The sequence below is a fragment of the Dietzia sp. NPDC055343 genome (genome assembly GCF_053645265.1).
This window is the reverse complement of the sequence record NZ_JBSHMJ010000019.1, coordinates 24,065-47,907: the sequence shown is the minus strand read 5'-3', so window position 1 is coordinate 47,907 and position 23,843 is coordinate 24,065. Positions and strand designations below refer to the sequence as shown.

At 70.8% G+C, this 23,843-nt stretch carries 21 protein-coding genes; 7 read left to right on the top strand and 14 right to left on the bottom strand.

Annotated elements, in window-relative coordinates; translation table 11 throughout:
* The first annotated feature begins 18 nt into the window (after positions 1-18).
* Entirely contained in the window at positions 19-669 is a 651-nt protein-coding gene (locus ACWIE7_RS10775) for an amino acid-binding protein (protein WP_452099958.1), read from the top strand.
* A gap of 9 nt (positions 670-678) precedes the next feature.
* On the opposite strand, the gene ACWIE7_RS10770 is transcribed toward ACWIE7_RS10775, so the two are convergent.
* Positions 679-1,041: a hypothetical protein gene (locus ACWIE7_RS10770; RefSeq protein ID WP_452099959.1), complete on the bottom strand. Its 363-nt coding sequence runs from the start codon at positions 1,039-1,041 to the stop codon at positions 679-681.
* Positions 1,038-3,206 (bottom strand): NAD-dependent DNA ligase LigA, encoded by a 2,169-nt coding sequence (gene ligA / locus ACWIE7_RS10765; RefSeq protein WP_452099960.1) that lies wholly within the window; start codon positions 3,204-3,206, stop codon positions 1,038-1,040. The genes ACWIE7_RS10770 and ligA overlap by 4 nt, the downstream gene beginning before the upstream one ends.
* Before the next feature lie 59 nt (positions 3,207-3,265).
* On the opposite strand from ligA, the gene ACWIE7_RS10760 reads away from it, so the two are divergent.
* The gene (locus ACWIE7_RS10760) at positions 3,266-3,961 is read left to right on the top strand and encodes an exonuclease domain-containing protein (RefSeq protein ID WP_452099961.1); all 696 of its coding nucleotides are present in this window, start codon (positions 3,266-3,268) and stop codon (positions 3,959-3,961) included.
* Between the two features lie 27 nt (positions 3,962-3,988).
* On the opposite strand, the gene ACWIE7_RS10755 is transcribed toward ACWIE7_RS10760, so the two are convergent.
* The 6 genes from ACWIE7_RS10755 to ACWIE7_RS10730 form a co-directional block, all read right to left on the bottom strand.
* Positions 3,989-5,080, bottom strand: coding sequence for a cobalamin-independent methionine synthase (locus ACWIE7_RS10755; RefSeq protein WP_452099962.1), 1,092 nt, complete (start codon positions 5,078-5,080; stop codon positions 3,989-3,991).
* Positions 5,077-6,207 carry a tRNA 2-thiouridine(34) synthase MnmA gene (mnmA, locus tag ACWIE7_RS10750; protein WP_452099963.1) on the bottom strand — a complete coding sequence of 377 codons (1,131 nt, stop codon included), beginning with the start codon at positions 6,205-6,207 and terminating at the stop codon, positions 5,077-5,079. The genes ACWIE7_RS10755 and mnmA overlap by 4 nt, the downstream gene beginning before the upstream one ends.
* A complete protein-coding gene (locus ACWIE7_RS10745) occupies positions 6,204-7,400 on the bottom strand; it encodes a cysteine desulfurase family protein (protein ID WP_454069243.1) in 1,197 nt (398 codons plus the stop codon). Before ACWIE7_RS10745 ends, mnmA begins: the two co-directional genes overlap by 4 nt.
* A 105-nt stretch (positions 7,401-7,505) precedes the next feature.
* Positions 7,506-8,456 carry an electron transfer flavoprotein subunit alpha/FixB family protein gene (locus ACWIE7_RS10740; RefSeq protein WP_230928692.1) on the bottom strand — a complete coding sequence of 317 codons (951 nt, stop codon included), beginning with the start codon at positions 8,454-8,456 and terminating at the stop codon, positions 7,506-7,508.
* Positions 8,457-8,506: 50 nt separating this feature from the next.
* Entirely contained in the window at positions 8,507-9,292 is a 786-nt protein-coding gene (locus tag ACWIE7_RS10735) for an electron transfer flavoprotein subunit beta/FixA family protein (RefSeq protein WP_230928691.1), read from the bottom strand.
* A gap of 126 nt (positions 9,293-9,418) precedes the next feature.
* Positions 9,419-11,050: an AMP-binding protein gene (locus ACWIE7_RS10730; protein ID WP_454058646.1), complete on the bottom strand. Its 1,632-nt coding sequence runs from the start codon at positions 11,048-11,050 to the stop codon at positions 9,419-9,421.
* Between the two features lie 197 nt (positions 11,051-11,247).
* Here ACWIE7_RS10730 and ACWIE7_RS10725 point away from each other — a divergent pair, with 197 nt between their 5' ends.
* On the top strand, positions 11,248-12,618 hold the full coding sequence (locus ACWIE7_RS10725) for an outer membrane protein assembly factor BamB family protein (RefSeq protein ID WP_452099966.1): 1,371 nt from the start codon (positions 11,248-11,250) through the stop codon (positions 12,616-12,618).
* Here the strand turns inward: ACWIE7_RS10725 and ACWIE7_RS10720 are convergent.
* Genes ACWIE7_RS10720 through ACWIE7_RS10710 form a run of 3 tightly spaced genes read right to left on the bottom strand, consistent with a single transcriptional unit; the run spans position 12,615 to position 15,415 of the window.
* Complete coding sequence (locus ACWIE7_RS10720) at positions 12,615-13,829, bottom strand: THUMP-like domain-containing protein (protein ID WP_452099967.1); 1,215 nt, start codon at positions 13,827-13,829, stop codon at positions 12,615-12,617. The two genes, ACWIE7_RS10725 and ACWIE7_RS10720, sit on opposite strands and share 4 nt — an antisense overlap.
* A 9-nt stretch (positions 13,830-13,838) precedes the next feature.
* Positions 13,839-14,576 (bottom strand): NUDIX hydrolase, encoded by a 738-nt coding sequence (locus ACWIE7_RS10715; RefSeq protein WP_454058645.1) that lies wholly within the window; start codon positions 14,574-14,576, stop codon positions 13,839-13,841.
* A complete protein-coding gene (locus ACWIE7_RS10710; protein WP_344993195.1) occupies positions 14,573-15,415 on the bottom strand; it encodes an ABC transporter ATP-binding protein in 843 nt (280 codons plus the stop codon). Before ACWIE7_RS10710 ends, ACWIE7_RS10715 begins: the two co-directional genes overlap by 4 nt.
* A 151-nt stretch (positions 15,416-15,566) precedes the next feature.
* Here ACWIE7_RS10710 and ACWIE7_RS10705 point away from each other — a divergent pair, with 151 nt between their 5' ends.
* Together ACWIE7_RS10705 and glgB are read left to right on the top strand one after the other, a co-directional pair.
* Positions 15,567-17,585, top strand: a complete 2,019-nt coding sequence (locus ACWIE7_RS10705; RefSeq protein WP_454058644.1) for a maltotransferase domain-containing protein — start codon at positions 15,567-15,569, stop codon at positions 17,583-17,585.
* A gap of 49 nt (positions 17,586-17,634) precedes the next feature.
* Positions 17,635-19,836: a 1,4-alpha-glucan branching protein GlgB gene (gene glgB, locus ACWIE7_RS10700; protein WP_454058657.1), complete on the top strand. Its 2,202-nt coding sequence runs from the start codon at positions 17,635-17,637 to the stop codon at positions 19,834-19,836.
* Positions 19,837-19,917: 81 nt separating this feature from the next.
* On the opposite strand, the gene ACWIE7_RS10695 is transcribed toward glgB, so the two are convergent.
* Positions 19,918-20,865, bottom strand: coding sequence for a tetratricopeptide repeat protein (locus ACWIE7_RS10695; RefSeq protein WP_454058643.1), 948 nt, complete (start codon positions 20,863-20,865; stop codon positions 19,918-19,920).
* A gap of 35 nt (positions 20,866-20,900) precedes the next feature.
* On the bottom strand, positions 20,901-22,100 hold the full coding sequence (locus tag ACWIE7_RS10690) for an acetyl-CoA C-acetyltransferase (RefSeq protein ID WP_230928683.1): 1,200 nt from the start codon (positions 22,098-22,100) through the stop codon (positions 20,901-20,903).
* A gap of 76 nt (positions 22,101-22,176) precedes the next feature.
* On the opposite strand from ACWIE7_RS10690, the gene mce reads away from it, so the two are divergent.
* Both mce and ACWIE7_RS10680 read left to right on the top strand, forming a co-directional pair.
* Positions 22,177-22,647 carry a methylmalonyl-CoA epimerase gene (mce, locus tag ACWIE7_RS10685; protein ID WP_452099971.1) on the top strand — a complete coding sequence of 157 codons (471 nt, stop codon included), beginning with the start codon at positions 22,177-22,179 and terminating at the stop codon, positions 22,645-22,647.
* Positions 22,648-22,681: 34 nt separating this feature from the next.
* Positions 22,682-23,557 (top strand): hypothetical protein, encoded by an 876-nt coding sequence (locus ACWIE7_RS10680; protein WP_452099972.1) that lies wholly within the window; start codon positions 22,682-22,684, stop codon positions 23,555-23,557.
* Here the strand turns inward: ACWIE7_RS10680 and ACWIE7_RS10675 are convergent.
* Positions 23,538-23,840 (bottom strand): ATP/GTP-binding protein, encoded by a 303-nt coding sequence (locus ACWIE7_RS10675; RefSeq protein WP_454069242.1) that lies wholly within the window; start codon positions 23,838-23,840, stop codon positions 23,538-23,540. The genes ACWIE7_RS10680 and ACWIE7_RS10675 overlap by 20 nt on opposite strands.
* Positions 23,841-23,843: the final 3 nt, after the last annotated feature.

Sequence of the window (23,843 nt, the reverse complement as noted above, 5' to 3'; positions counted from 1 at the left end):
GTGCGGCACAATGGCGTCATGTCTTATCTGCTCCGCGTCCTGCTTCCCGACCGACCGGGGAGCCTCGGATCGCTCGCCGTGGCACTGGGAACCGCGGGCGCGGACATCATCAGCCTGGACGTCGTGGACCGATTCGACGGGGTGGCGGTGGACGACATCGTGGTGCACGTACCCCACGGGACCTTCCCGGACACACTCATCACCGCGGCCGAACGGCTCGACGGCGTGCTGGTCGACTCCCTACGTCCGTTCGGCGGGATCCTCGACGCGCACCGAGAGCTCGAACTGGTCGACGCGGTCGCCGGCGCGGGTGCGGGCGCCGCACAGTTGCTCGCCGACGAGTTGCCGGCGGCATTGCGGGTCGGGTGGGCGCTGGTGGTGGACGTCACGGGCGAGGCCTGCCAGCTGGTCGCGCGCGGCGAATCCGCCCCCATGTGGGAGGGCGGCAGGGTCGCGGCGCTGTGCGGCCTGGAGCGAGCCGTCGCACTGGAAGACGACGACGACACGCCGGCGAGCTGGGTGGCCATGGACACCGCGCTCGCGGCGGCCCCGCTCCCGGCGGGTCAGGTGCTGGTGGTGGGCCGGCCGGGCGGTCCCTCGTTCCGGCCGTCCGAGATCGCCAGGCTGGGGTACCTCACCGGGATCCTGCGGACCCTCCTGGCGGGCTGACGAGAACTGTCAGCCCAGTTTCCTCGCCCAGGCGGCGATCGCCGCGAAAAACAGGGCTGCCACCGGCAGGATCCACGCCAGATCGATCATGATCATCATCTGCCGGAACTGCTCGTTCGACAGGAACTGCATCTCCGCGCACGAATAGAGGCAGGCCGCGGGTCTGGACATAGGGACCATCCAGAGCCACAGCAGCGTAAGGAACGCACCGGCCGACGCACCCGTCAGTGCTGTGGCTACGAGCGCGACGATGCCCGGCGCTCCCCTGCTCCGGAGACTCCAGAAACTGATGCCGACCGCGAACACCAGACCAACCGCGGCCCCGAACACGAGCGGCCAGGGAAACTGGAGCAGGGGCGTCGCCGGCGTCACCCGGCCGAATCCTCCGCGGCGCCGTCGGGGGCGGGGCCGCTTGCGAGAAGCTCGACGAACCCGGCCTCGTCGAGGATCGTCAGTCCGAGTTCCTCTGCCTTTGCGGCCTTCGATCCGGGGTTGTCCCCCACCACCACATAGTCGGTCTTCCTGGACACCGAGCCCGACGCCTTGCCTCCGCGGGAGATGATCGCCTCCTTGATCCCGTCCCGGGTGAAGCCCTCGAGCGATCCGGTCGCGACGATCGTCAGCCCCTCCAGCGTGCGCGGGATCGACTCGTCCCGTTCGTCCGCCATCGAGACCCCGGCTGCCGCCCACCGGTCGACGATCTCCCTGTGCCAGTCGACGTCGAACCACTCGACCACCGATGTGGCGATGGTGCCGCCTACCCCGTCCGTCTCCGCCAACTCCTCCTGGCTCGCCGCGCGGATGGCCTCCATGGTGCCGAAACGCGTCGCGAGCGCCCTGGCCGCGGTCGGGCCGACGTGCCGGATCGACAACGCGACAAGCACGCGCCACAGTGGGCGCTGCTTGGCGGTGGCGAGGTTGGCCAGCAACTTGCGGCCGTTCTCGGTGAGGACTGTCCGTTGGGGTTCGGCACCACCCTCGATCTGCTTCTTGGTTGCCTTGTCGGTACGGGTGTAGAGATCAGTCCGGAGCAGGTCCGCCTCGGTGAGGTCGAAGAGTGTGGCCTCGTTCTCCAGCACCCCACTGGAGAGAAGATCCGATGCACCCTCGTACCCGAGCGCTTCGATGTCCAGGGCGTTGCGGGAGGCCAGGTAGAACAGTCGCTCGCGCAATTGCGCAGGACAAGATCGCTGGTTAGGACACCTCCAGTCGGCATCGCCTTCCCTGGCCGGCGCCAGCACGGTATCGCATTCGGGGCACCGTTCGGGGAAGACGAACTCGCGCTCACTCCCGTCCCGTCGATCCACGACGGGCCCCAGCACCTCCGGAATCACGTCGCCCGCCTTGCGTATGACCACCGTGTCCCCGATGAGGACGCCCTTCCGGATCACCTCGGTCTGGTTGTGCAGAGTGGCCAGCGACACCGTCGACCCGGCGACGAGCACCGGCTCCATGTACGCGAACGGGGTCACGCGCCCGGTCCGCCCCACCGAGACCCGGATGTCGAGCAGTCGGGTCATGACCTCTTCCGGCGGGTACTTGAACGCGATCGCCCATCTCGGCGCACGTGAGGTCTGGCCGAGGCGCCGCTGGACCGCCCTGTCGTCGATCTTCACCACGAGTCCGTCGATCTCGTGCTCTGGATCGCCGCGGTGCTCTCCCCAGTACCGGACCCGCTCGAGGACGGCATCTGTTCCGGTGGCCGGCGCGGTGTAGGGCGAGACGGGCAGTCCCCAGTCGGCGAGGGCGAGATAGACATCGTGAAGGCTGTCGAAGGTCGCGCCCTCCACCGCGCCCAGCCCGTGGCAGTACATCCGGAGGCGGCGCCGGGCCGTGATCGCCGGGTTCTTCTGCCGCAGCGATCCCGCTGCGCTGTTCCGGGGGTTGGCGAACGGGGCCTTGCCCTCCGCGACGAGCCCGGCATTGAGGTCGGAGAAGTCCTCCAGGCGGAAGAACACCTCCCCCCTGACCTCGAGCAGGGCGGGCACCGGCCGGTCCTGAGTCGCGGTCAGGGCCACCGGGATGTCGTCGATCGTCCGCGCGTTGAGCGTTACGTCCTCGCCGGTGCGGCCGTCCCCTCTGGTGGCGGCGCTGACGAGCTTGCCCTCGCGGTAGACGAGGTCCAGCGCGACGCCGTCGATCTTGACCTCGCAGAGGAACGGCAACGCGTCCTCGGCGACGTTGGCCTGCTCAACTGCGGAGGCGATCCAGTCACGGAGCTCGTCCTCGGAGAACACGTTGTCCAGACTCGTCATCCGCTCGAGGTGCTCGACCGGTGCGAAGTCCGTGGAGAAGCCACCACCGACGAGCTGCGTGGGCGAGTCCGCACCCCGCAGTCCCGGGTGGCGCTCCTCGAGCTCCTGCAGTCGCACGAACAGCTTGTCGAACTCCGCATCGGAGACGATCGGCGCGTCCTTGACGTAGTACCGGAACTGATGATCGCGGACGGTTTCTGCAAGCTCGTTCCACGAATGCCGCACCTCGGGCGGGATGTCCCCGGTGCCGGCGGGCTCACTGATATCGACGGGTTCGCTCACGTGGACAGGTTAGTCCCGCCCGCAACCGGATTGTCGGAGTGCTGCCCTACGGTATGACCATGACAAACGATATCCAGGCCCCCGGCACCATCGACCGCACCCGTCTGCTGGCGTTCGACCTCGAGACCACCGGTCCCGACCCCCGGACAGCACATGTGGTCACGTCGGCATTACTGGCCATCGACGGTGCCCGTAAACACGAACGCACCTGGCTCGCGGACCCGGGTGTGGAGATTCCCGAGGGTGCCACGGCGGTCCACGGGATCACCACCGAACACGCGCGGGCAAACGGCCGCCTGCATGCCGACGTGATCGCCGAGACGGTGGCCGGCATCCGCCGCGGCTGGCGCGAGGGCCGGACCCTGGTGGCCTTCAACGCGTGTTTCGATCTGACCATCCTGCGCCGCTGGGACCCCACCTTCGAGATCCTCGGGCCTGTCCTCGACCCGTTCGTGGTGGACCGGGCGACCGACCCGTATCGCAAGGGCAAGCGCACGCTGGAAGCGGTCTGCGAGATCCACGGTGTACGCCTGGAGAACGCGCATGAGGCGTCCGCCGACGCGCTGGCCGCAGCAAGGCTCGCGTGGAAACTGCTCGGCGCACTCCCGGATCTCGCCGGTACGGACTGGCGAGAGGTCAACGAGCAGCAGGCCCGATGGCACGAGGAACGGCAGCGGGACTTCGCCGCCTACCTCGAGCGAACCGGCAAGGACGCCTCGGGAGTCAACATCGCATGGCCGCTGGCCGCGGTCTGATATCGCGGCCGTGCCCGCCCTCGGACGCTACTCGGCGATGTGCGGAGCGATCTCGGCCATCTGACGGACGCCGGCCAGGGCACGGGTGGTGGCGCTCGAATCCCGGGCCACCTGGCCTTCGGTCGGTGTGAGCACGAGCCTCGCCAGGCTCTCGTACCGGGGCGCGGCCAGTCGGTCGAGCAGACCGAGAAGAGCGTTCGCCGCCTGTTCGGCCGCGGCCCGGTCGGCGATCGGCCGACCGACTCCCGCGGCGCCCTCCAGTTGCAGGATGCGTCCGTCGCCGAGCACCGTCCCCGCCGCGTCGAGGGCGTCGTGTGAACGCGCCGCATAGAGGGGCGCAGCATCGAGACACAGACCGTCGAGCGGGGTCTCGCCGCGAGGTGTCTCGGCGAAGGCGGTGAACAGGGCCGGCGCCTCGGGCCCGGACGTGGTGGGTACCCGCAACAGGACCTCGTCCGCCCCGGCGGCCCTCAGCGCGTCCGCGAATCGACACAACGCCAGCGCGAGTTGCTCGACGGGCACGGGCGGAATCGGATCGAAGTGGCTCGGGGCGGGAACCGTCCCTGCCGCGACCCGCCAGAGCATCGGTTCGTCCAGCACGATTCGGGCCCCCGCGCGCATCCGTCCCGCGAGCCGAGCCGCCCACGCCGCGGAGCCCTCCGCGAGCGAGGCCGCCAGGTCCCGCCTCGCCCCGCGGTCGGTCAACACCGGTAGACCGCCCGGTAACTCGAGGCCCGCCGCGAGCGTCCAGGGACCCACCACCCGGACCTGGAGCCGCCGTTCTGCGGCAAGGGGCTCGGATTCAGGGTCGCGGGCCAGCTCGTCGGCTTCCTCGAGGGCGTCGCCGTCACGATCCACCAGGTCCGCGGCGACGCGCGCCAGCCGTCCCCGTGACTGCGCCAGCCGCCAGCCACGCGGCGAGATGTCGACCGGCAGGTCCGCCAGCATCGCGAGTGAGCGGCCGGCCAGGTCGGCGCCCGGCCCGCGCCCGGGCAACTCGGGCAGGAAGGGCAGGCCGGGACATTCGCCCATCACGATCCGGGCGGCTTCCCGGGGGTCGCTGCCCGGCATCGGGCCGGGGCCGGTGTGGGCCGGGGCCACCGGGGCCACCGTGCTCACGGAGCCCCCGCCGCCGGGCGCGCGACCGAGATCGTCCCGCTACCCAGGACGCGGTCGCCCTCCGGCTCGGGGCGGTAGAGCACGGCGGCCTGGCCGGGCGCCACGCCACGCACCGGCTCGTCGAGGGTGATCTCGAGGCGGGCGTCCGGACCTTCGCCGACGCGCCGGACGTGGCCCGGGGTCGCCTCACCGTGTGCCCGGATCTGGATCCGACAGTCGGTCTCCCGGATATCGTCGTCGACCAACCAGTACGGCGAGGTGGCGGTCATCGCTGCCGAGAGCAGATGATCGGCTCCGCCGACGGTGACGGTCCCGCTGTCCGCGTCGATCGCCGTCACGTACCGGGGGCGTCCGTCCGGCGCGGGGCCCGGCAGTCCGAGTCCCTTGCGCTGGCCGATGGTGAAGCCGTGGACGCCGTCGTGCCGGCCGAGTTCATCGCCGGAGTCCGCGTCCACCACGGCGCCCGGCCGCAGTCCGATGTGGGCGCCGAGGAAGGCCTGCGTGTCCCCGGAGGGGATGAAGCAGATGTCGTGACTGTCCGGCTTGGACGCCACCGGCAGGCCGGCCGCGTCCGCCTCCGCCCGGATCTCGGACTTGTGGGTGTCCCCGAGGGGGAACATCGAGTGGGCCAGCTGTCGTGGCGTGAGGACGCCCAGAACGTAGGACTGGTCCTTCGCCTCGTCGATCGCGCGACGCAGGACCGGCCGGGTCGAACCGTCCGCGAGTTCCTCGTGCGAGAGCCGCGCGTAGTGGCCGGTGGCTACCGCGTCGAAGCCCAGCGCCATTCCCCGCTCCAGCAGGGCTTCGAACTTGATGCGCTCGTTGCAGCGCAGGCACGGGTTGGGGGTCTCCCCTCGGGCGTAGGAGTCGACGAAGTCGTCGATCACGTCCGCGCGGAATCGCTCGGCGAAGTCCCAGACGTAGAACGGGATGCCCAGCAGGTCGGCTACGCGTCGGGCGTCACCGGCGTCCTCCCGGGAACAGCAGCCGCGGGAACCGGTCCGCAGGGTGGCCGGGTCGGCGCTGAGCGCCAGGTGCACGCCCACCACGTCGTGTCCGGCGGCGACCGCTCTCGCGGCCGCCACCGCGGAGTCCACTCCGCCGCTCATCGCGGCGAGAACCCTCATGACGCCCCCGCCCCTGCGCGGGACAGCCCGAGTCCGGCGACGCGGGCCCGCTCGGCCGCCGGCCCGAGGGCGGCGATCGTGGCGTCCACGTCAGCCTCCGTGGTGGTGTATCCCAAGCTCAGCCGTAGGCTGCTGCGCGCTGCCGCCTCGTCGGCCCCGGCGGCCAGCAGGACGTGACTGGGCTCGGCGACACCGGCCGTGCAGGCCGAGCCCGTCGAGCACTCGATCCCGGCGGCATCCAGCAGCAGGATCAGCGACTCCCCGGAGCATCCGGGGAAGGTGAGATTCGCGATCCCCGGGAGTCGGTCTTCCCCGCCGTTGGCGATGACCCCGGGGACGGTGGCGCGGACGCCCTCCATGAGCCGGTCACGTAGGCCGGACAGTCGCCGGGCCTCGGATTCCATCTCCCGGGCCGCCTCGTCGAGCGCCGCCGCCATGGCCACGACCCCGGGCACATCGACGGAGCCGGAACGCAGGTCCCGTTCCTGTCCCCCGCCGAATCCGATGGGCTCGATCTCCGCGCCGCGGTCGAGCAACAGTGCGCCGACGCCCAGCGGGCCGCCGAACTTGTGCGCGGACAGACTCATCGAGGTCACTCCGAGCGCCTCGAAGTCCACGGGAACGTGTCCGACCGCCTGCACCGCGTCGGTGTGGACCGACGCGCCCACGGCGCGCGCGGGCCCGGCGACCGCCGCCACGTCGGTGATGCTGCCGATCTCGTTGTTGGCCAGCATCGTCGCGACCAGTGCGAGCCGGGGCCCGACCTCGCCCGCGAGGTCGCGCACGGTCCCCGCCAGCACCACACCGCGCGAGTCGACGGGCAGGACACGGACGTCTTTGCGCCCGCCGCGCCCGGTGGTCAGGTGTTCCGCGGCATCGAGGACCGAGTGGTGCTCGGCGGCGCCGACGGCCACCACGTCACCGGACGAGGCTGTCGCCAGACCGATGACGGCCAGGTTGTCGGCCTCGGTCCCGCCGGAGGTGAACACCACCTCAGAGGGTCGGCAACCCAGGTGGTGCGCAAGCAGTTCCCGGGCTTCCTCGACGCGCCGTCGCGCGCGCCGACCGGAACCGTGGAGCGACGAGGCGTTGCCCACGGTCGAGGCGGCCTCGGTGTAGGCGGCGACGGCCGCCGGTCGCATCGGGGTGGTCGCGGCGTGGTCCAGATAGTGGACGGGACGGGTGGTGCGCATATCGCAGGCAAGGATACGCCCGAACGCACTGAACCCCGGCACCGCAGGGGTGTCGGGGTTCAGTGGGAGCACGTCGACGCCGGAGCGTCAGTGCTCAGACGCGGCTCACTTGCGGGCGTTGATGGCCTCGGTGAGCTGCGGGGCGACGTTGAACAGGTCGCCCACGATGCCGTAGTCCGCGATCTCGAAGATCGGGGCCTCTTCGTCCTTGTTGACGGCGACGATCGTCTTGGAGGTCTGCATACCGGCGCGGTGCTGGATGGCGCCGGAGATGCCCAGGGCGATGTACAGCTGCGGCGAGACCGTCTTACCGGTCTGACCGACCTGGAACTGGCCCGGGTAGTAGCCCGAGTCGACCGCGGCACGCGACGCGCCGACGGCACCCTTGAGAGAATCGGCGAGCGGCTCGACGACCTCTTCGAACTTCTCTGCCGAACCGACGCCACGGCCACCGGCGACCACGACGGTGGCCTCGGTGAGCTCGGGGCGGTCGCCGCCGACGATCGGGTTGCTCGAGATCACCTTGGCGGCGTTCTCGGGCTCCGGGACCTGGACCTCGACGACCTCGCCGGCCCCGGCGGCCGGGGTGGCCTCGACGGAGCCCGGGCGCACGGTGTAGACGGGGGTGTCGCCGGAGACGGTCGCCTCGACGGTGTACGCGCCACCGAAGATCGAGTGGACGGCGGAGCCGTCCTCACGGATCTCGACGACGTCGCCGAGGATGCCGGAGCCGGTACGGGCCGCCAGTCGTCCGGCGACCTCCTTGCCCTCGAACGTGGCGGCGAGCAGCACTGCGGCGGCGCCCTGTTCGGCCAGACCGGCCAGGACGTCGACCTTCGGGGTGACGAGGAAGTTCTGGACCGCATCGCCCTCGGCGACGTAGATCTTCTCCGCGCCGGCCTCCTTGAGGGCGTCGGTGAGAGCGGCAGCGGAGCCGGACTCACCGAACACGACAGCGGACGGCTCGCCGAGCGCGCGGGCGGCGGTCAGCAGCTCGAGGGTGACCTTCTTGAGTTCGCCGTCGACATGCTCGACCGCGACGAGGACTTCAGCCATGGTGGATTCTCCTTGAAAAGTCTGGGATGAGTCGGTCGGTTGAGCTCGGGTCAGATGAGCTTCTGCGCGACGAGGTACTTGGCGACGTCGTTGCCGCCCTCGCCCTCGTCGGTGACCTTCTCGCCCGCGGTGCGCGGCGGCTTGGGGGTCGAAGCGGTAACGGTGGAGGCGGCGTTGTCTTTGCCGACCTGCCCGGCCTCGACGTTGGTGTCGGCCAGGGTCAGGGTCTCGACCGGCTTCTTCTTGGCCGCCATGATCCCCTTGAACGACGGGAAGCGCGGCTCGTTGATCTTCTCGCCGACGGACACGACGCAGGGCAGCTGTGCCTCGACCTCGAAGACGCCCTCATCGGTCTCGCGCTCGCCCTTGGCGACGCCACCGGAGACCTCGAGGGTCCGCATGTGGGTCAGGTGCGGCAGTCCGAGGTACTCGGCGAGGATGGCCGGGAGCGCGCCCATACGGCCGTCGGTGGCCTCGTTACCGCAGACCACCAGTTCGGTGCCCTCGATGGTGCCCAGGACGTTGGCGAGAGCCCACGAGGTCTGGACGACGTCGGAGCCGTGCAGCGCCTCGTCGTTGAGGTGGACGGCCTTGTCGGCACCCATCGACAGCGCCTTGCGGATCGCCTCGGTGGCGCGGTCCGGACCGGCACACAGGACGGTGACCTCGCCACCGTCGGCCTCCTTGATCTGGAGAGCCTGCTCGACGGCCTTCTCGTTGATCTCGTCCAGAACCGCGTCGGCGGCCTCGCGGTCCAGGGTGAAGTCCCCATCGGAGAGCTTGCGCTCGGAGTACGTATCGGGAACCTGCTTGATCAGTACGACGATGTTCGTCATGGGCCTGCGTCGACCTCCTGCGAGTCGGGGCTGGGTGTGGTCCGTCAGGTGCGGCGGAATACACCGGATTATGGTCCTGCGACACAGAATAACGTCACCCTGCCCGCAGAGGGTGTGTCGGGGCCGTCAGTTGATGCGCTTCTCCCAGCCCGACCAGGCGGCGTCTCGCAGTTCGTTCTTTCGGACCTTGCCCGTCGAGGTCCGCGGCAACGCCTCGGTGAGCTCCACCGCCCCGGGCACCTTGTACCGCGCGATCCTGGTCCGGCAGTGCTCGATCAGACCCGCCTCGTCGAGCTCGGAACCGGGCCGCACCACGACGTACGCCTTGGGCCGCTCCCCCCACTTCTCGTCGGGCATCGAGACGACCGCACAATCCACGACGTCCGGGTGTGAGGCGATCGCCTGTTCGACCTCGATCGTCGAGATGTTCTCGCCGCCAGAGACCACGACGTCCTTGGCCCGGTCGAGGAGCTGGACGTAGCCGTCCGGGTGCATCACGCCGAGGTCCCCGGAGTGGAACCATCCGCCGGCGAACGCGGTGGCGGTGGCGTCGGGGTCCTGGAAATACCCCTTCATGACGCCGTTGCCGGTCATGACCACCTCGCCCATCGTGACTCCGTCCGCGGGCACGTCGACCAGGGTCGTCTCACCCGGGGAGGTCCGTTCGACCACGCGCACGGTGTCGGCGTGGATCATCGCCACGCCCTGGCGGGACTTGAGCGCAGCCCGCGCATCCGGCTCGAGGTCAGCCCAGTCGGGCTGGGGGGTGCACACCGTGAACGGCCCGTAGGTCTCGGTGAGGCCGTAGACCTGCGTCACGTCGATACGCAGGTCCTCGAACCGCCGCAGGATGGTCGGTGACGGCGGGGCGCCGGCGGTCACCATGCTGATGCCCTCCACGGGCCGGGCCGCCGGGTCGTCGGCGATCGTGGACAGCACCGCCGGGGCGCCGGCGAGCCTGTTGACGCCCTCGGAGTCGAACAGCCGCCAGATGTCCTCGCCGCGGACCGCCCGCAGGCACACATGGGTGCCGAGCGCGCCCGTGAGCGCCCACGTGGTGCACCACCCGTTGCAGTGGAACATCGGCAGTGTCCACAGGTAGCGCGACTCGGCGTCGAGCTTCTGGGTGACGATCTCGCCCAGTGCGTTGAGGTAGGCACCGCGGTGGGTGTACATGACGCCCTTGGGGCGGCCCGTGGTCCCGGACGTGTAGTTGACGGCGATGACCGAGTCCTCGTCGTCGACGGTCCAGGGCACGGCCCGCGGCGAGGCCAGCTCCAACGCCTCCTCGAGCGCCTCGGCCACGGGCCCGAAGCGGGCCGGGTCGGGCTGGGTACCGTCGGCGTCGGGCGCGATGAGGATGAGGCGCAACTGCTCGGGCACCTCGTCCCCGAGCCCCGCGAGCAGTTCGGCGTCGGCGATCAGGACCTCGATGCCCGCGTGGTCGACGATGTAGGCGATCTCCGCGGGCGCGAGCCGGGTGTTGAGCGCGACCACCGCGCCACCGGCGAGCGGGACACCGAACTGCGCCAGCAGCGCCTCCGCCGAGTTCGGCGCGAGCACACCGACCCGGTCGCCCCGCGCGACGCCGCGCATCTTCAACAACGAGGCCATCCGTGTGGCCCGTTCCGCGAACTCGGCGTACGTCTGGCGCCGGGGGCCGTCCACCACCGCGATCGCGTGGGGCACCACCCTGGCCGCCTTCTCGAGGAAACCCAGCGGGCTCAGAGCGGTATCAAGTCCGGAATCAGCAGTCATCGCGGGTGGTTAGCCTCTCGTCGGGACGGTCGTGATGTCGGCCACCGTAATGGCGGGCCCGCCCGGCTGCGGTCCGATCGCGCCGATTCCCCCCGCGGTCGGCACCTCCGTCGGAGCGTCCGTCACAGCGGGTGCCGGGGTGCCGACTAGTCTCATTCGGTGACTCTCACCACGGGAGTGCGGACGAGGGGGGATCTGTGGGACCGGCAACGACACCGCGCGTCGCGCGGGCACTGGGCGTCGCCGCTCTCGCGGTGGCGTTTCTCGCCGGCTGCACCTCCCACACCGAGAGCGGCGATGCGCGCCTGCCGCAGGCCGCCAGCTGGTCGTCGGTGACAGGCGGCCCGCCCAACTCGGGCCGGGCCCACGCCTCCGTGTCGCAGGCCCCGGAGTTGCTGTGGTCCCGCACGTTGGGCGCCCCGGCGATCGGCGTCGCCTCCTCCGACGGCATCGGCTCGTCGTTCCAGGCCACGATCTCCGAGCGCGGCTGTAATCTGTTCTCCCTCTCCGCCGACGACGGCCGCAAGCGGTGGTGCACGCGGTTGCCCACCGACGGGCCGCGGATCACGGCGACCGTCGACGGCCGCGGGTCGTTGTTCGTGCCCATGTTCGGCGGGGTGGGCGCGGTCGCGTCGGAGGGTGAGAACCGCTGGTTCCTGCCCACCCGGGGTACGCCGACCACCGTGACGTTGCTGGACAACCGTCACCTGCTGGTGATCACCCATCAGGGGGCCACGAAGGTCGTCAACGCACACACGGGACTGGACGCCTCGCCCGACCTGCGGTTGGCGGGCCGGATCGGCACCGATGATCGCGGCTACGGACTGCCGTGGTGCGGCATCGGCGAACGCGGCTGCCCCGTGCCGGGCCCTGCCGCCGTGGACACCTCGTCGGCCACCGCGTACGTCACCGTGTGGACCCCCGCCGCCGACGAACCGGAACTGGTGGCCTTCCGCTACAACGCGGATGACTCCGCCGCGGTCGACGGCGCCCTCGAGGTGCTCTGGCGCGCGCCGCTGACGGACGGCCGCCTCGGTGTGCCGACGGTGCTGTCGAACGATCGGAGCGAGGTCTACGTGCACTCGCGCGACGGTGACCTCGCCGCCTACTCCGCCGTCGACGGCTCGCGGTTGTGGTCGGTACCGGTGGGTTACCGCCCGGACCTGCCCCCGGCCCTGCTGCCGGACGGGACCCTGGTCACCGGAGGCCGCACGACGACGATGTGGAAGGGAACCGACGACGACCACGACGACGACGCCGGCCCGTCACCCGTCGTGGCCATCCACGGGGAAGACGGCTCCGGCCGGGAACTCTGGCGGCGCGACGATCTGCAGCAGCTGACCAACCCGGCGGCGACCGAGGACGGCAGGGTGCTGGTCGCGGTGCGCACCGACGGGGCCGACGGCGTGCCCGGAATCGCCGTGCATCTCCTCGACGGTGGCAGCGGCGAGACCCTGCACCGCATCGAGGTGCCGGCGGCCGGCGGCCCGGTGTCCGGGCTGAGCATCGATTCCGACGGCCGCATCATGCTGACCACCGGGCTCGGCGCGGTCTACGTCTTCGACTAGTCCGCGGCGCGGGTGCGCGGTCCGCACACGAAGACCACCGCCGACCGCTCGATGCGTGTCACCACGAGCGCCAGCGGCCGGGACCCCTTCAGCGCGAGCGAGCGGCGCAGCGTGTCGGGGTCCACGTCGACTCCCCGGACGAGGATCTCCAGCGACCCGCAGTCCCGTTCGCGCAGGACGCGGCGCAGCTCCTTGCGGTCGAGTCGGCAGCGGTCGAGAACCTCGAAGCCCGAGTACCCGCCCGGGATCCGCGGACCGGTCAGATGCGCGATCCGGGCGTCCAACTGCCGGAGCCCGTGTCGGCGGGCCCAGTGCCGCACCAGCCCCGCCCGGACCACGGCCCCGTCCGGATCCACGATGAACCGGTCCGGTTCCCCGGAGGCGTCGACGTCGTCGTCGTCCCCATCGGTCACCTCCTCCACGTGGACCGCGACCCCGTCCGCGTTCATCCACGGCGCACCCCACGGACCCGGCGCGTCGACCGGCGACGTGCGCACCACCGTGGCCCTACGGCCCACCCCGCCGGACAGACCCGGCGACCACAGACACGCCTCGCGCACGGACCCGTCCAGCGACACCACCTCCACCGCTCCGCGGTGCCCCAGCGTCGAGACGTCGAGGCCGGGCGCGCACTTGATCACGTGATCACGCTCGGCGACGGCCACCAACAGCGCCGGCAGCGAAGGGCTGAGCTGCGCCGGGTCGTGGATCCGCCGCCCGCCCGACCGACGCGCGGGGTCCGCCACCACCACGGCATCCCGCGTCGGCGGGCACAGTGCGTCGGCCACACAGACCAGCGCGTCCGGCACGTTGTGTGCGGCCATCCGCGCACGCACCGGATCCAGATCCGAGCCCACCACCCGCCCGGCGGTACGCACCAACTCCGCGAGCTCGGCCCCGACCGAACAGGTCACGTCGTGGACGTCGCGACCGGCGAGGCGGCGCGCACGCAGCGCCGCCACGGGCCAGGCGGTGGCCTGTTGGACCGCCTCGTCAGTGAGCAGCATCCTTTCCGCGCCCCGGATGCGGCCGACGGCGCGCGACCGCGCGGTCACCACGTCGATCGCCGCGGCCGCGTGCTCGGGATCCGCGCGCCGGACGGCCGCCGTCGAGGCGACCGTGTGAGCGCGGGAGAAGTCGAGCCCGGCGGCGAGGTCGAGCAGGGCCCGTCCGGCGTCGGTGCGCAGAAAATCCAGATCCTCCGGGGTCACGAGCGCACTCTAGTTCCCGCCCGGCGCGATCGTCCGCGCCCACTCCAGGACCTCGGCCACATTCGCTGCCGTGGCCAGGTCCGAGACCACGTGCAGCGTCGGACGGAGCATTCCCAGGTGGCCCAGGGTGCCCGCCAGTGCCGCGTCCTCCGCCCGGATCCACTCGGCGGCCCGCGCCTCGCTCGTGACCGCGTCCGGCTCGGCGCCCTCGGGCAGGGCCGCCACGAAGAACAGCGTGTCGTAACGGCGCGGTGGGCCGAGCGGCGTGGTCCACCGGTCCCACGGGCGCAACAGATGCGCCGACAGGACCAGCCCGTGCTGCGCCAGCAGACCGTCCAGGTCCCCCTCGCCGGCGTCGAGCGCGCGACGCTCGGCGTGGCCCGGCTGATCGGACGGTGTGGGCTCGGGTTCGGTTTCGGGCTCGGCGAGCAGGACCCCCGTCTCCTCGAACAGTTCCCGCGCGACACCCCGCACCGCGGCGGCCGCGCGCTCCTCGCCGATGGCGAAGCGGCTCGCCCACCACCGCGCCTCCGGGCCGCGCCACGCGCGGGTACCGCGGTAGTCCCGCGGCTCCACACCGCCGCCGGGGAACACCGACATACCCGCGGCGAACTGCATCGTGGGCACGCGATGCTGCAGGAATACCTCCACTCCGCCCCCGACCCTCGAATCTCTGATCAGGGCGACCGTCGCGGCCTCACGGATCGGGACGGCCGCGGGGTCGAACGGCGCGGGCGGGGTCGTCATGCCCGTCGATGCCGGCCGGCACGGCGGGAGCGGCGCGCGAAATAACGGCCGTCGATCTCGTCCACGACGATCGACTGGGAGAAGGCCCGGCTGAGATTCTCCGAGGTGATCACGTCGTCGATCAGCCCCATCGCCGTGACCTCGCCCTCCGACAGCAACATCGCGTGGGTGAAGCCCGGGGGGATCTCCTCGACGTGATGGGTCACCAGGACCGTCGCGGGCGCGTCCGGATCCATCGCCATGTCCCCGAGCCGCGCGACGAGATCCTCGCGGCCGCCCAGGTCCAGCCCCGCGCCCGGCTCGTCCAGGAGCAGCAGTTCCGGGTCGGTCATCAGCGCGCGGGCGATGAGCACCCGCTTGCGCTCACCCTCCGACAGGGTGCCCCAGGTCCGCTCCGCGAGGTGCTCCGCGCCGATCGACTCGAGGGTGTCCGCGGCACGGTCGAAATCCTGACGGTCGTACTGCTCACGCCACCGGCCCAGGACCGCGTAACCGGCGGAGACCACCAGATCCTGCACTACCTCGTCACCCGGGATGCGGCCGGCGACCGCGACCGAGGACAGCCCCAGGCGGCTACGGAGCTCGGTCACCTCGGTCCGGCCGAGCTGCTCGCCGAGGATCACGGCGGTCCCGGTGCTCGGGTACTCGAGCGCGGCGGCGATCTTGAGCAGCGACGTCTTGCCCGCACCATTGGGCCCCAGCACCACCCATCGTTCGTCCAACTCCACCTGCCAGGTCAGTGGCCCGACGAGGTTCGTGCCGTCGCGGCGTAGCGAGACGTCCCTGAGGTCGAGGACGAGGTCTGGGTCGATGTCGATCACGGTGCTCACGGCGCCCATCTAACCCCGTATCGGGGAGCGGGGTGGCGAGGAACACGGCCCCGACAGATGAACCGGAGGTGACCCGGCTCCCGGAACGCCCCGCCTTCGCTAGCGTCGAGGGGGTAACGCCGCCCGCCATGGCGGTTCAGCAGCCGAGAGGAGCACCGACGTGAACGACCGTCTGGCCATCGACGAGGTCCTCCCCCTCGTCGCATGCGGGAGGTTCCCCTCCAAGTCCGTTGTGGGCGAGGTGCTGCCGATCTCGGCCGTGGTGTGGCGCGAGGGCCACGACGCGCTGTCGGCCACGGTGGTCGTCCGTCGTCCGGGCGGTGCCGCCACCCGCACCACGATGGTGCCCGGTACCGAGCCCGACACCATGCACGCACTCCTGCTGACCGACTCGCCCGGGATGTGGTCGTTCCGCGTCGAGGCGTGGTCCGATCCCTTCGCCACCTGGCGCAGCGGCATCGTCAAGAAGATGGCGGCCGGGCAGGACGCGGACGAGCTCGGCAACGAGCTGGAAGTCGGCGCCCGCGTCCTCGACACCGCGATCGGGCGCGCCACGGCAGCCGGCCGTTCCGACCACTCCGGACTACTGACCCGCGCTGCGGCCGATCTGCGGGGCCGCGGAGACGCGGGCGCCCGCACCGCGACCGCTCTCTCCGGGCCGGTCGCAGAAGCCCTGGCCACCGACCCGGTCCGCGAGCTCGTCACGGTCGGGCGGACCCATCGCGTGTGGGTCGACCGGCGCGCGGCCCAGTTCAGTTCGTGGTACGAGTTCTTCCCCCGGTCGACCGGCGGTCGCGACTCGGATGGTCGTCCCGTGCACGGGACGTTCCGCACCTCGCGTTCGGCCATCGACCACGCCGCCGACCTCGGCTTCGATGTGGCGTACCTGCCCCCGATACATCCGATCGGGAGGGTCAACCGGAAGGGCCGCAACAACACGCTCACCCCGGAGGCTGACGATGTCGGTTCCCCGTGGGCGATCGGCTCCTCCGAGGGGGGTCACGATCGCGTCCTTCCCGACCTCGGCACGATCGACGACTTCCGTGACCTCGTCGAGTACTCGGCTGAACGCGGGGTCGAGATAGCCCTCGACCTGGCGCTGCAGTGCGCGCCCGACCATCCGTGGGCGCAGGCCCACCCGGAGTGGTTCACGGTCCTGCCGGACGGACACATCGCCTACGCCGAGAACCCACCTAAGAAGTACCAGGACATCTACCCGATCAACTTCGACCTCGATCCCGAGGGCATCTTCGCCGAGGTCCTGCGGGTCGTCCGTCACTGGACCGCACTCGGGGTCCGCATCTTCCGCGTGGACAACCCCCACACCAAGCCGGGCGACTTCTGGCACCGGCTCATCAGCGAGGTCAAGCGGACCGAGCCGGACGTGCTGTTCCTGTCCGAGGCCTTCACCCGGCCGGCCCGCCTCTTCGGCCTGGCCCGGCGCGGCTTCTCGCAGTCGTACACCTACTTCACCTGGAAGACCACCAAGGCCGAGCTCGTGGAGTTCTGCGAACAGCTTCTCGAGCATGTCGACGAGGCGCGCCCCAACATGTTCACCAACACCCCGGACATCCTCCACGAATCCCTGCAGCGGGGCGGCCCGGCGATGTTCGCCATCCGGGCGGCACTCGCGGCCACCCTCTCCCCCGCGTGGGGTGTCTACTCCGGCTTCGAACTCTATGAGTGGCAGCCCGTCGCCGCGGGCAGCGAGGAGTACATGGACTCCGAGAAGTACGAGCTCCGGCCCCGGGACTTCGCCGCTGCCGAGAACGCCGGCCAGTCGCTCGCGCCATGGATCCGGACACTCAACCGCATCCGCCGCGACCATCCGGCTCTACAGCAGTTGCGGACCCTCCGCTTCCACGCCGTGGACAACGATCAGATGGTCGCCTACTCCAAGCTGGACCCGGCCACCGGGGACTGCGTCCTCACGGTGGTCTCCCTCGACTCGCAGGGCGCGCAGGAGGGCACGCTGACGCTCGACATGGAGGCGATGGGCTACCCGGCCGACGCGCGCTTCAGCGTCCGCGACGAGGTCACCGGATCCGAGTTCCACTGGGGATCTAGCAACTTCGTCCGGCTCGAGCCCTGGTCGGCGGTCGCCCACATCGTCGTGGTCCCGCCCTGCGACCCGGCACGTAGGGTCGAGTTGTCCTACCGCACGCACATCGTGGATTAGAGGCACACCGATGGCACAGCACCACGAGACGCAACCCTCTCAGCCCGACATGGCCGCCGGAGCAGGCACTCCCGCGCCGGCCCCGTTCCCCGACGAGGCCTTAGCTCGACTCCGCTCGGGCACCCATCACGATCCGCACTCCGTGTTCGGCGCGCACCGGGACGGCAGCGGTAGCGTCATCCGCACGATGCAGCCCGGAGCGGTGGCGGTGGAGATCCTCGTCGACGGCCGCACTGTGCCCATGTCCCCGCTCGGACACGGGATGTTCGGAGCATCGCTTCCGGATGCCGACCTCCCCGACTATCGCTACCGGGTGTCGTACCCGGACGGCCACAGTCGGATCGTCGCCGACGCGTACCGGTTCCTGCCGACGCTCGGCGACGTGGACCTACACCTGATCGGTGAGGGCAGGCACGAGCGGCTGTGGACCGTCCTGGGCGCGCACGTCCGCACCTACGACACCCCCGGCGGGGCCGTCACGGGAACCTCGTTCGCGGTGTGGGCACCCAATGCGCGCGGTGTGAGCGTGGTGGGCGACTTCTGTGCGTGGAATCCCGTCGCGTTGCCCATGCGGTCGATCGGCTCATCCGGGGTGTGGGAACTGTTCGTCCCCGGCGTCCGGGACGGCGCCCACTACAAGTACTGCGTGCGGGGCGCCGACGGGGGAACCGTCGACCACGCCGATCCGATGGCCTCCGCGACCGAGGTGCCCCCGGCCACGGCCTCCAGGGTGTTCACCTCCGAGTACGAATGGAACGACGCCGAGTGGATCGCCGCCCGCGCGACCCGCGACCACTCGCGGTCGCCGATGGCCGTGCTCGAGGTGCACATCGGTTCATGGCGTCCCGGACTCGGCTACAGGGAGTTCGCACACCAGTTGGCCGACCACGTGGCGGAGACCGGCTTCACACACGTGGAGCTGATGCCCGTCGCCGAGCACCCGTTCGGTGGCTCGTGGGGCTATCAGGTGTCGTCCTACTACGCACCCACCAGCCGGTTCGGATCGCCGGACGACCTGCGCTACGTCATCGACCACCTCCACTCGCGTGGGATAGGCGTGCTGGTGGACTGGGTTCCCGCTCACTTCCCCAAGGACGAGTGGTCACTCGGCCGCTTCGACGGCACCCCACTGTACGAACACCCGGATCCACGGAGGGGCGAGCAACCGGACTGGGGCACGTACGTGTTCGACTTCGGCCGACACGAGGTTCGGAACTTCCTCGTCGCCAACGCCCTGTTCTGGGCCGAGGAGTTCCATGTCGACGGGCTGCGCGTGGATGCCGTCGCCTCGATGCTCTACCTGGACTACTCGCGCGACGAAGGCCAGTGGGAGCCCAATCTGCACGGTGGCCGGGAGAACCTCGAGGCGATCGCTCTGCTGCAGGAGGTCAATGCGACCCTGCACCGTGCACATCCCGGGGTCCTCACCATCGCGGAGGAATCGACCTCGTGGGGAGGCGTCACCGCCCCCACCGGGACCGGCGGGCTCGGCTTCTCCATGAAGTGGAACATGGGCTGGATGAACGACACCCTGCGCTACCTGGCGCTGGACCCCCTCTACCGGACGCACCACCACGGCGAGATCACCTTCTCGATGATGTACGCCTGGAGCGAACGATTCGTCCTGCCGCTGAGCCACGACGAGGTGGTCCACGGAAAGGGCTCGATGTGGGAGCGGATGCCGGGTGCCGCATGGGACCGTGCCGCCGGTATCCGCGGGCTGTACGCCTACATGTGGGCTCACCCCGGAAAGAAACTCCTGTTCCAGGGCCTCGAGTTCGGCCAGACCACCGAATGGGACGCCGACCGCGGTGTCGTCTGGGATGACCTGGACGGCTGGGAGGGCGAGTTCCACCGCGGCATCCTCGCGTGCGTACGCGATCTCAACGCCGGATACGCCGACAACCCGGGGTTGTGGGTGCTCGACGACGAGCCGGCCGGATTCTCCTGGATCGACGCCAACGACGCCGACAACAGCACGTTGTCGTTCCTACGCACCGATCACGCCGGCAACACCCTGGCCTGCATCGTGAACTTCTCGGGAAGCCCGCTACGCGACTACCGCATCGGGCTCCCCTCCGCCGGTATGTGGGAGGAGATCCTCAACACCGACGCCGAGCTCTACGAGGGCTCCGGTGTGGGGAACCTGGGCGGGGTGCGCTCGTACGAGCAGGGGCACCACGGGCGTCCGTACTCGGCGACCGTGGCGGTGGGGCCCCGGGCCACGGTGTGGCTGCGCCACAGCGGCTAGATCGCGGCACGACCCCGGGCGCACCACGCCAGATTTCGGGGGCGTGGCGGTTCCCGGCGGCGGTCACCGCTCCGGGCTCGGTCAGTACAGGGCGCTCGCGAGTTCCCGCCGGGCGACGAGCACCCGGGGGTCGTCCGCGGGTAGTGCCTCGAGGATCTCGAGCAGCCGGGTCCGGAGGATCTGGCGCTCATCTCCGAAGTGCACCTTGATCGCATCTGTCAGAACCGAGAACGCCGAGTCGTACTCCGCCGCGACCAGCATGAGGTCCGCCGACCGCAGTGCGGCGGGAACCGACCCCTCCGCGGTGTCCGTCTCCTCCGACACGCGCCTGCCGGCCTGGACGTACCTCAGCGCCTCGACGATCGTGTGGTCCGCGGGTCGTGCCTCGACCAGCGCCGAGAACCGCTCCTCGGCCGTGACCAGGTCCCCCTCGGACAGCGCCTCTTCGGCCGCGTCCAGCTCGGGGTCCGTCTCATCCTCCGCCTCGGGATCATCGGCGTCCGGCACCGGTCCGCTCAGTTTGCCCTCCGTGGCACGCAGAACGGCGTCGAGCCACTGGCGGAGCGCCTCCTCGGGCTGTTCCCCCTCGAAGTCGGCGATCGGACGGCCGCCCGCGATGGCGAACACCGACGGCACCGCACGAGCCTGCAACGCCTGGGCGATCCCGGGGGCCACATCCACGTCCACGGTCGCATGGACCCAGGCCCCGTTCGCCTCATCCGCCAGGGCCGCCAGCAGCGCCGTCAGCGCCGTGGGCGCGCGCTGCGAGACCAGCTCGATGATGACCGGGACCTGGGTGGAGCGGACGAGGACCTCCTGCTCGAAGGTCGCCTCGTCCACCTCCACCCGTGACGCCCCGGCCCCGTCGGCGCCGCCCCCGCCCGGCTGCCCTGGGGCACGGCCGGCGGCGGCCGCGCCCCGCTGGGCCTCGGCGCGACTCTTCAGCCCAGAGAGGTCGACGGCGCCGGCAAGCGACGCCGCGAGCTTCTGCTCGGCGGCGGACGGGGGACGGTTACCTGGTCTGGTCACGGCTCCGATCCTGCCACGCCGCCGCCTTCAGGGTGTCAGCCGGCCGCGGGCACCCGGATCAGGAGCGCGTCTCCCTGGCCGCCGCCGCCGCAGAGTGCCGCGGCTCCGAGACCCCCGCCCCGGCGGGCGAGCTCCATGGCGAGGGTGAGGACGACGCGGTTACCGGACACGCCGATCGGGTGGCCGAGGGCGATGGCGCCACCGTTGACGTTCACCTTGTCCGCGTCCAGGTCCAGCATGCGGGTCGAGTGCAGTCCCACCGAGGCGAAGGCCTCGTTGAACTCGAACAGATCGATGTCCGACACCGCAACACCGGCGCGCTCGCACGCGTCCAGCACCGCGTCGGCGGGCTGGTGCTGGAGGGTCGAGTCGGGCCCGGCGACCGTGCCGTAGCCGACGATCTCGGCCAGGACCGGCCAGCCCTCCGCCTCGGCGCGGGCGGCGGAGGTGACGATCACAGCCGACGCGCCGTCGGAGATCTGGGACGACGAACCGGCGGTGATGGTGCCGTCCTTGGCGAATGCGGGACGGAGCTTCGACATCGACTCGGCGGTGGAATCCGCCCGGACGCCCTCGTCCGTCTCCACGACCGTGTCGCCCTTACGCCCCTTGATGGTCACCGGGACGACCTCGTCCGCGAAGCGTCCCTCGGCCCAGGCGGCGGCGGCGCGCTGGTGCGAGATCGCGGCGAACTCGTCCTGGTGCTCACGCGTGATCTCCAGCTCGACATTCCGGGCCTCGGTGAGGGCCCCCATAGGCTGGTCGGTCGGGACGTCGTGCAGCCCGTCGTACGCCATGTGGTCGAGGACCTCTACCGAGCCGTACTTGTAACCGTTCCGGCTCTTGGGCAGGAGGTGCGGCGCTTGCGACATCGACTCCTGACCACCCGCGACGACCACCTCGGAGTAGCCGGACCGGATGGCCTGGTCGGCCAACGCGATCGCCGTCAGGCCGGACAGGCACATCTTGTTGATGCTCAGCGCGTCGATGCTCTTCGGGAGTCCGGCGGCGAGCGAGGCCTGGCGCGCGGGCATCTGGCCGTTTCCGGCGGAGAGCACCTGCCCCATGATCACCTGGTCGACGGCCTCACCGGAGACGCCGCCACGCTCGAGGGCGGCGTTGATCGCGATGCCGCCGAGTTCGGCCGCGGACAGGGAGGACAGGCCGCCCTGCAGGCGACCGAACGGAGTGCGTGCACCGGCGACGATGACGGTGCGGGTGGGCTCGGCGGTCATGGGACACCTTCCGATCGAGGGGTGATGGTTATCCACGCCAAACTACCGTGGACCCGGACCGGCTAGCGTGGAAGGTATGACTACTACCCCAGCAGGCCAGCCCCTTCTTCCTTCCGAACTGGTCGTGGCCATCGATCACGTCGGTGTCGCGGTTCCGGATTTCGACGCGGCCGTGGCCTGGTACCGGGACAACCTGGGTATGGAGAACCTCCACGAGGAGGTCAACGAGGAGCAGGGCGTCCGCGAGGCCATGCTCGGCTCCCCCGGCCGCCCCGCGGGCAGCGCCCTGCTCCAGGTTCTGGCGCCTCTCGACGACAGCTCGACCATCGCCAAGTACCTGGATCGCAACGGCCCCGGGATCCAGCAGATGGCCGTCCGGGTCACCGACATCGACGCGATCACCGCCCACCTGACCGGACGCGGAGTGCGCGTGCTCTACCCGGCCCCGAAGACCGGAACCGCCGGCTCCCGCATCAACTTCGTCCACCCCAAGGACGCCGGCGGTGTCCTCCTCGAGCTCGTGGAGCCGGCCGCCGATCAGCACTGAGCGCCGACGAGGGCTGCGCGGCTAGGGTGGTGACATGCCGAGCACGCACACTCCCGAATCGGCCGTGCAGCCCTTCGCGGTGGTCCGGAAGGGCTTCGACCGCGAACAGGTGTCCGCGGCCCTCGCCCGACTGGAAGCCGAAGCCGAGCTGCTGCGGGCCGACCGTGACGCCGCGGTGGAGCGTGCCGAACGTGCCACCGCGGAGCTCGAGCGTCACCGCGACAAGGTCGACGAGCTGGAGTCGCGGATCGCCGAGTTGGGCCGCGCACCGGTGACGAACGAGCAGATGTCCGACCGTCTGTCCACGATGCTCGCCCTCGCGACGGCCGAGGCCGCATCGATGCGCGACAACGCACACTCCGACGCCGACCGGATTCTCAACGAGGCTGAAGAGGACGCGTGGCGGATGCGTGAGTCGGCGGCAGCCGAGCTCTCCGCCGTCCGCACCCGTAACGACGCTGTCCGCGCCGAGCACGACGCGGCGTTGGACGCGGCGCGAGCCCGGGCTGCGGAGATCGTCCGCTCGGCCGAGAGCGAGGCGAAGCGACTGGACGATGTCGCCGCACGGCGACGCGACCAGATCGACGAGGACCACCGACTCGCGTCGAACCTGCGTCGAAAGGAATCCCTCGACGAGGATCGCGCCCAGCGTGCCGCGACCAGGAGCGCAGTCCAGGCGCTCCGGTCTGAAGCCCGCGACCGCGCGGACGAGATCGTGCGTGACGCGGAACAGCGCGCGAACGACATCATGGGCCGCGCCCGGACACACACCGAGCGCCTCCGTGCTCTACGTGAGGACGTCCTGGCCGAGCTGGCCTCTGTACGGGCACGACTGGAGCCGCTGCCGGCCGGCGTCGCGAACGAGGAGCCCCTGCCGGAGACCCCTCGCTTCAACTCCAGCGACGGGTGAGCCCCCGGCTGGACCGACCGTTCCAGCATCCCGAATGCCAGTGGCGCCGCTCATCGTCGCCACCAGGCCGGTCCGGCCAGGCCACGACGTGTGCCGTTCCCGACATCACCAGCTGGTCGCATCCCGGGCAGCGATAGTCCTTGCTCGCCCTGGCGCCGGGGATCCTCCGTACGTGATACCCGTCCGGATCTCCCGCCGGCCCGGGCGCCATCGCTCCCCCGCCCAGCCCCTCACGCCTCGGCGCGGGTAGATCCCGGGCTGCGCGTCGATGTCGTCTCGGCACCGC